The organism is Mesorhizobium sp. LNJC394B00 (genome assembly GCF_000502555.1).
Lineage (GTDB): Bacteria > Pseudomonadota > Alphaproteobacteria > Rhizobiales > Rhizobiaceae > Mesorhizobium.
Window position 1 is genome coordinate 1 of sequence record NZ_AYWH01000009.1, and the last position, 14,511, is coordinate 14,511.

The window sequence follows — 14,511 nt, forward strand, 5'->3', positions numbered from 1 at the left end:
CCATGCTGCCGATGGCCGAGGCACCGGAAGCCGACCGAACGGCACAGGGCCAGGCCTTCGAGACCTTCCGCCACAGCTACAATGAGGAACGTCCCCATGAGGCGCTGGGCATGGATACGCCCGCCCAGCACTACCGGTCCTCACAGCGCGCCATGCCCAGGACACCACCCGAGCCCGTCTATCCGGCCGAGGCCTCGGTCCGCCGCGTGCGCCACAATGGCGAGATCCGATGGAATGGCGGCTTCATATATGTCTCGCAAGCGCTGGCGGGCGAACCGGTCGCTGCGTTGGAGACCGAAGACGGACAATGGACACTCTCATTCCATGCCCACCCGCTCGGCATCATCGACACACGGCACATGAAGCTTGTCCGCCGCAGCGCCGCGCCAACCAATCCGCTTGGCGCTGCGGCGGACGCATAGGGGGAGAGAAGTGTCACCTATGTATCCGGTTCAAAGTGTTACCCATCTATCGGCTGGACAANGCGGACGCATAGGGGGAGAGAAGTGTCACCTATGTATCCGGTTCAAAGTGTTACCCATCTATCGGCTGGACAAGCCTTTGCTTCGGAGGACGGGCGCCGGTTCGGACAGCTTTGCGCCCTTCCTCTACCCCGTCGATCGGGGGAGAGGTGTCGAGAGAAGCTCGACGGAGTGGGGGGCGACCCTGGCGGGGCAAGACCACCACCGCGACGAGACCTTGACCGGGCGGAGCTTGTCGTACACACGATTTGTGACGATTTCGGAGAACAAAAATGGCCGCCGCAGACGACATCGCTCTGATCCAGAAACAGGAAGAGACGCTGGTCTTCCCGGCCTTCGACGAGGCCGTCGCCTTCAAGGTCGGCGCGGCGATCCGCGAGCGGGCGCTGGCCGAAAAGCTGCCCATCATTGTCGATATCAGGCTGTGGGATCGGCCGCTGTTTTATGCCGCGATGCCCGGTTCAAACGCCTCCAACCCCGACTGGGCACGACGCAAGATCAATGTGGTCAAGCGCTACCTCAGGAGCACCTATCGCCTGGTGCTGGAACAGCAGCGACCGGACCGCACCTTCAAGGTCGGCGAGGGGCTGGATATTGCTGATTACGTACTGGCCGGCGGCGGGTTTCCGGTGACTGTAAAGGGGGCTGGCGTGATCGGCGTCATCGCCGTCTCCGGCCTGCCGGAACGCCAGGACCACGGCGTCGTCGTCGATGCACTGTGCGATCATCTCGGCGTTGATCGGACACAATTGGCGCTGCCGCCGGAAGATAAATCGTGACGCTAGCGCTGCCCCTCATCCGCCTGCCGGCACCTTCTCCCCGTATAGTGACGGGGAGAAGAGAAGCACCCCAACGCCGGCGAACCCCTCTCCCCGTCTCTATACGGGGAGAGGGTAAGGGTGAGGGGCGGCGCCGGCTTTTCGGAAGCTCGCAAACCGCGGATGGCGGCCAATTATGACCGTGCTCGACCCAAAATCCTTTCTCATCTCGATCTTCAATGCCGCCGTTGCCGCTGCCGATCCTGAACGGACCATCCGGGATCATCTGCCGGCCAGGCCGAAGGGGCGGACCATTGTCATTGGCGCCGGCAAGGGATCGGCGCAGATGGCGGCGGCATTCGAGAAGGTGTGGGACGGGCCGATCGAAGGGCTGGTCGTCACCCGCTACGGCTATGGCGCCAAATGCGAGCGCATCGAAATCATCGAGGCGGCACATCCGGTGCCGGACGCTGCCGGTCTTGAGGCGTCGCGGCGCCTGCTCGAAAAGGTGCAAGGGCTGACTGCGGACGACCTGGTAGTGGCGCTGATATCGGGCGGAGGATCGGCGCTGCTGCCGTCGCCTGCCGCCGGCCTGACGCTCGCCGATGAAACCGCCGTCAACGAGGCGCTGCTTGCCTCCGGCGCGCCGATCGCGGCGATGAACACAATCCGCAAGCATCTCTCGACCATCAAGGGCGGCCGGCTGGCAGCTGCCGCCTGGCCGGCCAGACTGGTATCACTGGTTGTCTCTGACATTCCCGGCGACAACCCGGCGCTGGTGGCCTCCGGCCCGACCGTGCCCGACTCCGGCAACCGGGCCGATGCGCTGGCCTCGATAGCGGCCTACGGCATGAAACTGCCCGACGCCGTCATGGCGCACATCAACTCGCCAGAGGCCGATGCGCCAGATCTGGATGACCAGCGCTTTTCACGCAATGAAGTGCACCTGATCGCCTCGGCTGGCGTGTCGCTGGAAGCGGCAGCCGCTGAGGCAAAACGGCAGGGCATCGAAGCCGTCATCCTCTCCGATTCCATCGAGGGCGAGGCGCGCGAGGTCGGTGGCGTGCATGCAGCCATTGCGCGCGAAGTGGCGACGCGCAACCGGCCGTTCAAAAAGCCGGTGCTGATCCTGTCCGGCGGCGAGACGACCGTGACCTTGCGGGCCCCTGTTGACGGAAAAAGGGGCAAGGGCGGCCGCAACTCCGAATTCCTGCTCGCCTTTGCCATCGGCATCAGCGGCGCGGAAGGTATTCATGCACTGGCCGCCGATACCGACGGCATCGATGGCTCGGAAGACAATGCCGGCGCCTTTGCCGACGGCTCGACCGTCTCGCGCATGCGTGCCGCCGGCGTCGACGCCAAGGCGATGCTGGCCGGCAACAATGCCTGGACGGCGTTCAACGCGATCGGCGATCTGTTCGTGCCGGGGCCGACGGGTACGAATGTGAATGATCTGAGGGCAATCCTGATCAGTTAATTCGGCCGTGGCGGCCGAAGTTTCCAACGTTGGATTCACGACCGTAGGTGATTGGCTGAAGCAACTCAGCTTCGTCGCTGAGGCTTTCGCTCATCTCACGACCCCATCAGCCGCTTCACCTCTTTCATATCCTTTAGGAACCGCTCGCGCTCAGCCTCCTTGTCCGTCGGCTCGTGAATGCGCAGGATAAAGGAGGGCTGGATGGTGATGAACACGCGCAAGCCATCCTCGCGTTCGATCAACTGGCCGCGCATTTTCGTCACGGCAATGGCCTTGCCCAGCAGCGACAACGCCGCCGTTGCCCCAAGCGCCACGGCGAGGTCCGGCTTGATCAGCTCAAGCTCCCGGCCGATCCACCAGCGGCAGGCCTGGACTTCGCCGGTATTTGGCTTCGAGTGGATGCGGCGCTTGCCGCGCGGCTCGAACTTGAAGTGCTTGACGGCGTTGGTGACGTAGACTTTTTGCCGGTCGACGCCTGCGTCATCGAGAATCGCATCGAACACTTTGCCCGCTGGCCCGACAAAAGGTTTGCCGGCGAGATCTTCCTGATCGCCAGGTTGTTCGCCGACGAAGACCACTTTGGCGTCATCCGGCCCCTCGCCGAACACGGTCTGTGTCGCGTCGCGCCAGAGCGGGCAGCGACGACAACCCTTTGCAGCCTCGCGCAAATCGGAAATCGTCTTGGCATCGTCTTCATCCGGCGCCTCGGCCGGCTCGGGCTTCGGCCAATGTCTTGCCTGCAGCTTGGCGTGGTGCGGCGCCGGCGTTGTCGGCAGTCTGGCAATCATATCCCTGGCGGCCTCGTCCGCTCCTGCGATCAGATCTGGAATGAGCGAGGCCTCGGGAAGGTTCCGCCAATATTTCTTCGGCATCTCCTTCTGCATCGCCTTCACCTTGAGCCGCGCCGGGTTGAAGATGTTTTCGAAATAGGTCCGCCACAACGCCTCGGTGTCGTCCTGATCGGGTGCATCGCCCTTGGCCGCACCCGGCCCGATCGCCAGCCTTTCGCCGTTCCAGTCGGCGGAGGCATAGGGCGTCAGAATGGTCCAGCGCATGCCGGTGAACCGCCGGACGAAGAAATCCGCGTTGCGCTCGACAATGAAATGCTCCGGCTCGAACCAGGCGACGTAGCGCTCGTTCTCGCCGTCGCCGATCTTCCGGAAGCGTACGAAGGCATGCATCTTATGGCTGTCGCGCCGCACCGCCTTTTCCATGGCTTCGAGCCGCCTGGTGTCGGGATCGGATGCGATCGCCAGCAGTTTCGGCTCAGTGCGCAGGCGCCAAAGCATCCAGTAGAGAAAGGCAAACCGGCCGGGGTCGGAGTGGCAGAAGGCGGTTTCGGCATGGGCGATGAACTCGCGCGGGACGGTAAGCTGCGCGCCCTCTGGCACCGCCGGCAAGGCATCTTGAGGATCATTGGCGTCGGACCCGACACCCCAACTAATATCCTCAGGCCGGACCTCATTCAGCGCCAGACGCCGTGCCGCATCGCGCCAACCGGCGAAATCGGTCTGGCTCGCTAGCCGGACAGTGTATCGGGCAAGGTCGAGCTGAGCCGGCTGCATGGTCAAAACAGCGACAGTTGTTCGCAGGACTTTACGATCGTGTCGCGCAGGCCTGTCTTGTCGGTGAGTCCGCCCGGCGACCAGCCTTCGGCGATGATGAAGGGCCTCAGCTTGGCGATCGAATGGCAGATCCGTCCGACATCTTCCAGCCGCATGCGTCGGTGGCGGCGGGTTTCAAGGATCTTCGCCACCACCTTGGTGCCCAGACCCGGAACCCGCAGCAGCGCTTCGCGGTCGGCGCGGTTGATGTCGACGGGAAACCTCGCCCGATTGCGCAAAGCCCAGGCGAGCTTGGGGTCAATGGCGAGATCGAGCATGCCGTCGCTGCTGCCGGCGAGGATTTCCGGCTGCGAAAAGCCGTAGAAACGCATCAGCCAGTCGGCCTGATAGAGCCGGTGCTCGCGCATCAGCGGCGGTTTTTGCAGCGGCAGCGACGATGACGAATCCGGGATCGGGCTGAAGGCGGAATAATAGACGCGCCGCAGGTGATAGCTGCCATAGAGCCGCGCGCTGGTGTGCAAAATGCCGTCGTCGGATGTTTTGTCGGCGCCGACAATCATCTGCGTCGACTGACCTCCGGGCGCAAAGCGTTCGCGCTTCTTGGTCCTCAGCGTCGGCTCGGCTTTTTCCTCCATCTTCCGGCGCAGGTTCGCCATGGAAAGCCGGATCGTTTCCGGCTTCTTCTCCGGCGCCAGTTTCTTGACGCCCTCATCGGTCGGCAGTTCGACGTTGATAGACAGCCGATCGGCGTAGAGCCCGGCCTGCTCGACCAGTTCGGCCGAGCTTTCCGGAATGGTCTTCAGATGAATATAGCCGGAGAATTTTTCGTCCAGCCGCAGCCGCCGCGCCACTTCCACCATTTCGGCCATGGTCTCGTCGGGCGAACGGATGACGCCGGAGGACAGGAACAGGCCTTCGATGTAGTTGCGCCGATAAAAGTCCATGGTCAGCTGCACCACCTCGTCGATGCTAAAGCGGGCGCGGCGCACATTCGATGACGAGCGGTTGATGCAGTAGCTGCAATCGTAAATGCAGAAATTGGTGAGCAGGATTTTCAGGAGCGAAATGCAGCGGCCATCCGGCGCGTAGGAATGGCAGATGCCCATGCCTTCTGTGGAGCCGATACCGCCGGATTGGAGCGAATCCTTCTTCGCCGAGCCGGACGAAGCACAGGAGGCGTCGTATTTGGCGGCGTCAGACAGGATTGCCAGCTTTTCACGGACGGTGGGCGCGCTCATCTGTTCATGATATGTTCTTGAAGGCTGCAGCGCCACCTCATTTGATGCAGGCGGCGAAAAAGTGATCGCCGCCCGCCGTCAGGGCAATCAGAGACCGTTTCGAAATTCGCTCTGGCGAGTCATATGGTGGTGGTTTCGAGAACCGAAGCGCAGCGGACATTTGGTCCGTGAGCATCGGAAGCGCAGAAACCACCATCGATGGCCGCCGGAGTAGAATTTCGAAACGGTCTCTCAGACCTCGTGCAGGTAGAGGTGGTAGTCCAGCTCGCTCACCGTACGCGCGACGCGCAGATACTCCGACTGCTTGATCGCCACGAAGGTGCGATGCAGATCCTCGCCAAGCGCCTCTTTCAGGAAGCTCGAGGCCCGCGCCGCCTCGATCGCGGCGCGCCAGTCGACCGGCATGGTCGTGCGCGTGACAGCGGCTTCATAGCCATTCCCAGTGGTTTCAGGGCCGGGGTCGAGGCCTTCGTCCAGACCCTTGATGATGCCGGCCAGCACCGTTGCCGCGATCAGGTAGGGATTGGCGTCGACGCCCGACGGCCGGTGCTCGATGCGCCGGTTCTTGGCGTCGCCGGCCGGCACGCGCAGCGCCACCGAACGGTTGTTGACGCCCCAGGTCGGCGCCACCGGCGCATAGGACTGCGAGACGAAGCGCCGCCAGGAATTGGCGTGCGGCGCAAACACCAGCATCGATTCGGCCATGGTCTGGATCAGCCCGCCGAGCCCCTGCAGCAGCGGCAGCGACCAGCTTTCGCCGCCGGCTTCGGCAAAAACGTTGCGGCCGTTCTTGTCCTGCAGCGAAACATGGAAATGCATGCCGGAGCCGGCATATTTTTCGATCGGCTTGGCCATGAAGCAGGCGGTAACACCATGGCGGCGCGCCTGCGCCCGCACCAGCCGCTTCAACATGACGAGGTCGTCGGCCGCCCGCATGACATCCTTGCGGTAATTCAGCGTCAGCTCGTACTGGCCGGGCGCGTATTCCGAAATCACCGTTTCGGCCGGAATGCCTTGCGCCTTAGCCGCGGCATAGATGTCGGAAAACAACGGCTCCATGCCGTGCAGATGGTCGACGGAATAGACTTCCGTCTTGGCCGAGCGGCGGCCGTCGAGCACGGCGTCCGCCGGTTTTACCTTGCCGTCGGCGTCACGCTCATTGGCAAGCAGGAAAAATTCGAGTTCGAAGGCGCCGGCGGGATAGAGGCCCTTGGCCGCCAAGATGTCGACCTGCCTGGCCAGCGCCAGCCGTGGGTCCGACGACATAGGCTGTCCCTCGAGATGGTACATCGCCATCAGCAACTGGCCGCGCGGCGGGTTCGTGCCGTAAAGCGGCACCAGCGTGCCGGGGATCGGCCATGCCCTGAGATCGCCGTCTCCAGTCGTCCAGATCAGCCCGGTTTCGTGCACATCCTCGCCGGTGATGTCGAGGCCGAGGATCGAGATCGGCATGTGGCGGCCGCCCTCGAAGATGCTTTTCAGCTCATGCCGGCGCACGATCTTGCCGCGGCCGACCCCGTTGGCGTCGGTCAAGACGATATCGAAGGCTTCGATTTCGGGATGGGCGTCGAGAAAGGCTTGCGCCTCGGCGGGCGTCGAGCCCGAAGGTGAAGTCATGATTAGTGTACTCGAGTTTGGCTTGGCAGCTTGTCTCATGCCGTCAGCCTTGCCGCAACCGTGGCGAAGGCGGTGATCAGCCGGTTGACCTGGGCGCCGGTGGTGGCCGGTGAGATCAGCATCATGTTGTGAAAGGGCGCGATCAGCACGCCCTGGTTGACCAGCGCGACATGGATAGCCGCCTCAAGCTCCGGCGCATGGGCAGTCTCGGCTTCGGCGCCGTTCCTGAGCGGGCCAGGGGCGCAGATGAACTCGACGCGGGCGCCGACGCGGGCGACATGCCAGGGCAGATTGTAGCGATCGATGACGCCGGTCAGCCCGGCATCGAGCCGCAGGGCGAGGCGATCCATCCGGGCATAATTCTCCTGCGTCATCACCTCTTCGAGCGTTGCGCGCATGGCTGCGAACTGCAGCGGGTTCGCCGACAGCGTCGTGCCCATGCCGGAATAGCCCGGCTCCTTGGTTCGATTGTAGTCGGCATAGCGCGAGGCGACCTCGTCGCTCATGCCCCACACGCTTGCCGGCACTCCGCCGGCGATCGGCTTGCCCAGCACGAACAGGTCGGGCTGCAGCCCGAATTTCCTGGTGTAGCCGCCGGGTCCAGTCGAAATCGTGTGCGTCTCGTCTATCAGAAGCAGCGTTCCGGCCGCGCGCGTCAGTTTGCGCAAGGCGTCGTGAAAACCCGGATCGGGCAGCACCATGCAGGAATTGGTCAGCACCGGCTCAGCAATGACGCAGGCGACATCCTTGTCCTTGAGCGCTGCTTGCAGCGCGGCGACATCGTTGAATTCAATGACCTTCGCCGTCTTGGTCAGGTCGCGAAACTCACCCGCCAGCCCCGGCCGATTCACGGGCTTGCCGTCGACCATCCGGACCATCGTCTCGTCGACCGAGCCGTGATAGCAGCCGTTGAAGACCAGTATCTTTTCGCGGCCGGTGACGGCGCGGGCGACGCGCAGCGCGAAGCGGTTGGCGTCGGTGGCGGTGGTGGCGATCTGCCAGAACGGCAGACCGAAACGCTGAGTGAGCAGCGGCCCGATGGCCAGCGCATCTTCCGAAGGCAGCATATAGGTCAGGCCGCGCCCGGCCTGGCGGCGGATGGCGCGCGCCACCGGCGGCGGCGAATGGCCGAACATCGAGCCGGTGTCACCGAGGCAGAAATCGTCCAGCCTGTTGCCGTCGATATCCGTGATGGCGGCGCCCTTGGCGCTTTCGACCAGGATCGGGAATGGCGTCGGCCAGTCGTTCATCCAGTGCATCGGCACACCGCCGAAGAAGCCTGGCAGGCCGTTACCGACCTTGGCCTGCGATTTCGGCCGCGCCTTGCGGAAGGTGTTCGCCTCGCTTGTCCGCAATGCAGCGATGCGGTCACGGCTGATACCGCCAATGGACGCCTTTGAACTGTTCGTGCTGTGCATGAAATCCCTCTCGGCCGGCACACTACCCAATTGGCGACGGCAACCGCAATTGGCCGTGTTGGTGCGCTGCATTGGGTCAGCAGCAAGTTCGGCAGACTTGACCTTCCGGCGCAGTCGGGCGCCAATGCGATCGGGTCTGTGGTTTGGGGAGAAAAATGCGGACGATCATCTGCGCTATTGCGCTACTCTTGTCGGCCGCTGCGGCTTCCGCATCGGGCGGCGTCTGGTGTTCCGTCGATGACAAAGCGGTGCAATTCGAGGTCGGCGCCGGGGTCACCAGAGGTATGGGCGGCCCGACCTTCAATTTTCGCGGCGATCTCGAGATACTTGGCCGGCCGGAAGGCGACAGTCTGCGCAAGACCGTCTTCGAGGATTCCGACCTCACCCAGTACTGGCTGGACGACAAGGAGTTGCGGCTGAACGTCTACCACGAGCATCAGCTCGGAGATAAATTCAACTCTGTCGAACTGACGATCCTGACCAAGACCAGTGACGAGGGCGTCTATGACGGCCGGTACACGCTTGCCGTCTACGACAACGCCGCCGACACGGAACAGGACGGCAAGCCGAAAGAATTGACCGGCAAGGTGTCGTGCGGAGCCGAATAGGTCACGCCGAGATATCGATGACGCCGCAGTCGCCGGCGGCACTGCCGAAGGCGACCCGGCGCTCTTCCTTATCCCACATCATCGCGGTGATGGCGCCCTTGCCCGGGCGGCGCAACAGCACCTCTTTGGCATCGGTAAAGCGCACCGCCATGACCATGCCGTCATCATAGCCGACGGCGACGACATCCTGGCTCGGATGGCAGGCAACCGATGTCACCATGGCGTTGCCGCGCGTGCCGAGCTCCAGCGGCGCCTTGCCCATCGGGCCGTCCTTGCCCGAAAACGGCCAGACGATCGCCGCCGGCGCGCCGGAACTCGCCAGCCATTTGCCCTTCACGCTCCACGACAGGCTTTTGACCTTGCCGGGATAGCCGGTCATGCGCATGTGCTTGCCGTCGGCGAGCTTCCAGCCATGCAGCGCGTTTTCCTGCATGGTGGTGACGAGGAAGGCGCCATCCGGCGAGAAGGTGACGCCGGTATGGGCACCGGCCCATTCCAGCTCCACCGGCTTGCCGTCGGCGGCCGGGAAATGCAGCGTCGCGCCATTGTAGCGGGCGACGCCGAAGCGTATGCCCTTGGGGGAGAAGGCCAGCCCCTCGACCGAACGCGGATGGGCAAACTCTTTGGTCTTGCCGTCGGCAAAGCGCACGAACGCAGTCTTGCCTGTGGCATAGGCGATAGCGCCTTGCGGCCCGGCGGCGACGCTGGTGATCCACTTCTTGCCGGCGCTCGCCAATTCGCCGACGGTGCCACCTGCGGTGACAGCAAAAATCTTGCCGTCCTCGCCGCCGGTGATCAGGCGGTCGTTGGCGGCGTCATGGAACGTGGAGAGCAGGCCGTCATTGGCCTGAATTGTCTTGTGGCCGTTGTCGAGCCTATGAACTGTCCCATCGGCCAGCGCATAATGCGGCACGTTGTCGAGGAAGACGGCGGCAAGGCAGTGACCTTCCAGGTCGAGGGGAGCAACTGTGGGCATCAGGACCATTCCAATGAAGCTGTCACCACTCCCGGGAAGCCATTGAGGCGGCCAGGCCTGGCGTCAACCTTCCCCTTTGTGGGAGAAGGTGGATCGGCGCGCAGCGCCGAGACGGATGAGGGGTGTTGGACGGATCGCCGTCGGTGCCGAGCTGGAGCACCCCTCATCCGACCTCGCTTCGCGAGGCCACCTACTCCCACAAGGGGAGAAGGAAGAGCGGGCAGCGCTAGCGCCATAGAGTCCGGAAATCAAGCCGCCTGGCAGGCGTCAAAGCTCTTCTTCAGCCGTTCGGCGTCAAGCTCGCGGCCGATGAACACCAGCCGGCTCTCATGCTTTTCGCCGTCTTTCCAGGCGCGCTGGTGGTCGCCTTCGATGATCATGTGCACGCCTTGGATGACATAGCGCTCGTCGTCGCCCTTGAGCGCGATGATGCCTTTCAGCCGCAGGATGTTGGGACCTTCCATCTGAGTGATCTTCTCGATCCACGGGAAGAATTTCTTCGGGTCCATCTCGCCGCCGCGCAGCGACACCGACTGCACGGTCACGTCATGGATGTCGGAGGGATGCGCGTGATCGTGATGATGATGGTCGTGATCATGGTCGTGGTGATCGTGGTCGTGATCATGGTGGTCGTGATCATGATCGTGCGCCTCGAGAAAATGCGGATCGTTTTCCAATGCGCGCGACAGGTCGAAGGCGCCGCGGTCGAGCACTTCGGACAGCGCCACGCCGGCGCGCGTGGTGCGGTGAATCCTGGCCGCCGGGTTGATGGCGCGGATGGTCGCTTCGACCTTGGCCAGCTCTTCGGGCGTCACCAGGTCGGTCTTGTTCAGCACGACAACATCGGCAAACGCGATCTGGTCCTCGGCTTCCTTGGAATCCTTCAACCTGAGCGGCAGGTGCTTGGCGTCGACCAGGGCCACGACAGCGTCGAGTTTGGTCTTGGAGCGCACGTCGTCGTCCATGAAGAAGGTCTGCGCCACCGGCACCGGATCGGCGAGGCCGGTGGTCTCGACGACGATGGCGTCGAAGCGGCCGGGACGGCGCATCAGGCCTTCGACGACGCGGATCAGGTCGCCGCGCACCGTGCAGCAGACGCAGCCATTGTTCATTTCGTAGATTTCCTCGTCGGATTCCACGATCAAATCATTGTCGATGCCGATCTCGCCGAATTCATTGACGATGACGGCATAACGCTTGCCATGGTTTTCCGACAGGATGCGGTTGAGCAGCGTCGTCTTGCCGGCGCCGAGATAGCCGGTGAGAACGGTCACGGGGATTTGCGTCTGTGCTTCGCTCATATCTTGCCTCGAAATGGCTGGGCCACGGAATTGCGGGCCGCAAGAAGGGATTGTTGGCCTGATATAGGATGTGTGCCGGCCTTTTGCACGAGGCAAACCGCCTGGGTGTTTGACCCAGGATTGACGAAGCGGATGGGTAGACCCGAGAGGCCGAGTGCGAGGGATGCCGATCATCAACGTGTCGCTGGAAACGCCTCTTCGTTGACCTGTGCTGAGCCGCGCCGCGTCAAACCGTTGCAATCGCCTTGGCGGAAACTCGTTTGTCATCTAACTGAAATAAACATCTGGCATCACCATTTCGAGCACCACAAATGCTTGCCGGCAAAGCTGTTTCGAAAGCCGGAATCTTTTTGATCGTCGATTGCCAACCGGCCGGCTGCGTCTATGCTGCACGCACCGGTACGGCCGAAGAGGGATCACCATGGCCAAGGCGGACAAGACTGCAACGATGAGCCGGCTGCATTCGGCGGCAAGGCTGGCAAGGACCGCGCTGGCGGCGCGGCTTCTGGCGCACGGCTTCTATGCCGGCCAGGACCAGATCATGCTGACGCTCGACCGCGAGGACGGCCAGACGCCCGGCAATCTCGCCGGCCGCCTCGGCGTGCGCCCGCCGACCATCACCAAGACCATCAACCGGCTGCAGGCCCAGGGCTTTTTGGAAAAGCGCGCTTCTTCCGCGGATGCACGCCAGGCGCATATCTTTCTCACCGACACCGGCCGCGAGATCATCCACGCCATCGAGAAGTCGGTGAAGAAGACCGAGAAGCAGGCGTTGAAGGGCCTCGACAAGAAAGAACAGAAGACGCTGTTCAAGCTGCTCGCCCGCATCGAGGCCAATTTGTCGAACGAGGAGCTGGTGCTTGTCGACGACGATGGCGACATCGACGATTGATCTTCCTCACCTAGGCGGCTACCGAAGGCCCGCGCACCAGGGTCGACCAGCGGCCGGGCGTCAGGCCGAATGCTTTCTTGAAATGCCTGTTGAAATGGCTCTGGTCGCTGAAGCCGGCGCCAACGGCAATCTCGGCCAGCGGCTCGCCCACCTCGATCATCCGTCTTGCCTTTTGCAGCCGGCGCATCAGCAGGAACCGATGCGGGCTGGTGGAATAGGTCGCGCGAAAATGGCGTGACAGCGCATAGCGGTCGAGCCCGGTGACGGCTTCCAGCTCATCGGAACGAACGGACCGCTCGGCATTCTCCTCGAGATAGCCGCGCGCCAGCGCTGCCGCACGCGAGGCCGACTTCCCCATCGGCTTTGCTTTCTGTCCCGCATGACGCCCCAGATGCTGCGCCAGCTCCGCAACGAAATCGGCGACGAACAGCTCGTCCAGTTCCTCATCGAGCGGCGACAGGGCCGAAAGCAGCGTGCCACGCAAGGCAGGATCGCTGACCACAGCATCCCTGACGAAAGGCAGCGGCGCGCCGTCGAGGCAGTCGAGCAGCAGTGAGGGTTCCAGATAGAGGATCCGGTAGCGCAGACCATCCTCGGTCCCGGCGCCGCCATCGTGCACTTCGTCGGGATGCAGCACGATAACCTGGCCGGGCAGGCTGTGGTTGACAGTGCCCCTGTAGTGGAAGCGCTGCACACCGGAAAGCGTCACGCCGACGGCAAGTGTATCATGACGGTGCAGGTCGAAGGCGTTGCCATGGAAATGCGCCTCGATGCGCTCGATGCCGGTGCTGCCTGGCGCCGAGACGATCCGGTCTTCATCCGCGCACGAACGTCCAAGACCCTGTGTCGCCTCACCGTCTAGATCGTGCGTCATCACCTATCCCTGCCCTTCATGGGCGTGCTCCGGAGTCCTCATTTTGGTGTTCGATACGAAATTTGCAATCGTGCTGCGGGACGATCTCGCCGTCTGGCAAAAGCTCAACGTCACGGCCTTCCTGAGCAGCGGCGTCGTCGCGCAATTCCCCGACATTATCGGCGAACCCTACCGCGACCGCGCCGGCAACCTTTACAATCCTCTGTCCATCCAGCCGGTCATCGTGCTTTCGGCCGATGGGCCGACGCTCAACTCCATCCACCGGAAGGCGCTGGAGCGGAGCGTGACGGCGTCAGCCTATGTCGAGGAGATGTTTGCCACCGGCTTCGATGCGGCCAACCGCGCCGTCTTCGCCGAGTTCGGCCCTGAGGACGCCAAGATCGTCGGCATCGCGCTGCGTGCCGACAAGAAACTCGTCGACAAGATCACCAAGGGCGCCCGCATGCACGCCTAATTCAGCAGGAAGCGTGTAACGGCGCTCATGAATTCAGTCGGCCGCTCGACGTTCAGCATATGGACGCCCGGAAGCAGTGTAAGCGTGGCGCCGGGGATGCTGGCTGCGATCGCCTCGCTGTGGCTTGCCAGCGTTACCTCGTCGTCTTCTCCACCGATCACCAGAGTGGGGGCGGTAATGAGGGAGACAGTCCGGCGCAGATCGCAATCGCGTACGGCGGCGAAGCATCCCGCGAGACCTTGGGGCGGCGTCGCCAGGACCATCGCGCGGAACGCGTCGACGGTTTGGTTTGGGCCGGCAAGCATCGAGGCGGGAAACCAGTTGTGCATGAACATGTCCGCGGCGGCCGACATGTCGCTCGCAGCAAGGACAGTACGGATCTGCTCGTCAAAGTAAGAAGCCGGCCCGAGATGTGGCGAGGTGTTGGAAAGGATGAGACGCTCGATGCGGTCCGGGGCATGGATACCCAGCCACTGCCCTACGAAGCCGCCCAGCGACAGCCCGCAGAAATGCACGCGGGCGATCTGAAGCGCATCCAGCAGCTCAAGGACGTCGCGGCCCAGCCGATCGAGCGAATAGGCTCCGGCCGGAGCATCGGAACTGCCGTGGCCGCGCAGATCATAGCGCAGCACCCGGAAAGATCCGGCAAATTCCGCAAGCTGCCGGTCCCACATATGCAGGTTCGTCGCAATGGAATTCGAGAGCACAAGCACAGGGCCGGCCCCCGCCAGCTGATAGGCGATCCGGCAGCCGTCGCGCGTCGTAAAATAAAGCGTGTCAGTCATCTGGTCCTCATCTCACCCTGGCGAAAGGAGTTCGATGCTCCCGCCGCCCTTTGAATGAGCCACCCT

At 63.1% G+C, this 14,511-nt stretch carries 13 protein-coding genes and 1 pseudogene; 6 read left to right on the forward strand and 8 right to left on the reverse strand.

Features of this window, described 5'->3' with window-relative positions; translation table 11 throughout:
* From X751_RS140180 to X751_RS140170, 3 genes and pseudogenes are all read left to right on the forward strand, one after another.
* A pseudogene (locus X751_RS140180) lies at positions 1-422 on the forward strand (integrase core domain-containing protein); the annotation flags it as partial.
* Between the two features lie 332 nt (positions 423-754).
* A complete protein-coding gene (locus X751_RS140175; protein WP_023695952.1) occupies positions 755-1,261 on the forward strand; it encodes a heme-degrading domain-containing protein in 507 nt (168 codons plus the stop codon).
* Between the two features lie 175 nt (positions 1,262-1,436).
* Positions 1,437-2,717, forward strand: coding sequence for a glycerate kinase (locus X751_RS140170; protein ID WP_023732621.1), 1,281 nt, complete (start codon positions 1,437-1,439; stop codon positions 2,715-2,717).
* A 95-nt stretch (positions 2,718-2,812) separates the two neighbouring features.
* Here X751_RS140170 and X751_RS140165 read toward each other — a convergent pair whose 3' ends face one another.
* From X751_RS140165 to X751_RS140150, 4 genes are all read right to left on the reverse strand, one after another.
* The gene (locus X751_RS140165; RefSeq protein ID WP_023745810.1) at positions 2,813-4,282 is read right to left on the reverse strand and encodes a UdgX family uracil-DNA binding protein; all 1,470 of its coding nucleotides are present in this window, start codon (positions 4,280-4,282) and stop codon (positions 2,813-2,815) included.
* A gap of 2 nt (positions 4,283-4,284) precedes the next feature.
* Positions 4,285-5,520 (reverse strand): putative DNA modification/repair radical SAM protein, encoded by a 1,236-nt coding sequence (locus tag X751_RS140160; protein WP_023745811.1) that lies wholly within the window; start codon positions 5,518-5,520, stop codon positions 4,285-4,287.
* A 231-nt stretch (positions 5,521-5,751) separates the two neighbouring features.
* Positions 5,752-7,137 (reverse strand): glutamine synthetase family protein, encoded by a 1,386-nt coding sequence (locus X751_RS140155; protein WP_023683505.1) that lies wholly within the window; start codon positions 7,135-7,137, stop codon positions 5,752-5,754.
* 35 nt (positions 7,138-7,172) lie between these two features.
* Positions 7,173-8,555 (reverse strand): aspartate aminotransferase family protein, encoded by a 1,383-nt coding sequence (locus X751_RS140150; protein WP_023683506.1) that lies wholly within the window; start codon positions 8,553-8,555, stop codon positions 7,173-7,175.
* A 155-nt stretch (positions 8,556-8,710) separates the two neighbouring features.
* Between X751_RS140150 and X751_RS140145 the strand changes: the two genes are divergently transcribed.
* A complete protein-coding gene (locus X751_RS140145) occupies positions 8,711-9,163 on the forward strand; it encodes a hypothetical protein (RefSeq protein WP_023683507.1) in 453 nt (150 codons plus the stop codon).
* Position 9,164: 1 nt separating this feature from the next.
* Here X751_RS140145 and X751_RS140140 read toward each other — a convergent pair whose 3' ends face one another.
* Positions 9,165-10,139, reverse strand: a complete 975-nt coding sequence (locus tag X751_RS140140; protein ID WP_023683508.1) for a WD40 repeat domain-containing protein — start codon at positions 10,137-10,139, stop codon at positions 9,165-9,167.
* A gap of 248 nt (positions 10,140-10,387) precedes the next feature.
* Positions 10,388-11,440 (reverse strand): GTP-binding protein, encoded by a 1,053-nt coding sequence (locus X751_RS140135; protein ID WP_023689243.1) that lies wholly within the window; start codon positions 11,438-11,440, stop codon positions 10,388-10,390.
* Between the two features lie 421 nt (positions 11,441-11,861).
* Here X751_RS140135 and X751_RS140130 point away from each other — a divergent pair, with 421 nt between their 5' ends.
* Entirely contained in the window at positions 11,862-12,332 is a 471-nt protein-coding gene (locus X751_RS140130; protein WP_023671361.1) for a MarR family winged helix-turn-helix transcriptional regulator, read from the forward strand.
* Between the two features lie 10 nt (positions 12,333-12,342).
* Here the strand turns inward: X751_RS140130 and X751_RS140125 are convergent, their stop codons facing one another.
* Positions 12,343-13,206, reverse strand: a complete 864-nt coding sequence (locus tag X751_RS140125; protein WP_023736881.1) for an AraC family transcriptional regulator — start codon at positions 13,204-13,206, stop codon at positions 12,343-12,345.
* Positions 13,207-13,252: 46 nt separating this feature from the next.
* On the opposite strand from X751_RS140125, the gene X751_RS140120 reads away from it, so the two are divergent.
* On the forward strand, positions 13,253-13,660 hold the full coding sequence (locus X751_RS140120) for a DUF2000 family protein (RefSeq protein WP_023745812.1): 408 nt from the start codon (positions 13,253-13,255) through the stop codon (positions 13,658-13,660).
* Here X751_RS140120 and X751_RS140115 read toward each other — a convergent pair.
* A complete protein-coding gene (locus tag X751_RS140115) occupies positions 13,657-14,445 on the reverse strand; it encodes an alpha/beta fold hydrolase (protein WP_023745813.1) in 789 nt (262 codons plus the stop codon). The two genes, X751_RS140120 and X751_RS140115, sit on opposite strands and share 4 nt — an antisense overlap.
* Positions 14,446-14,511 lie beyond the last annotated feature (66 nt).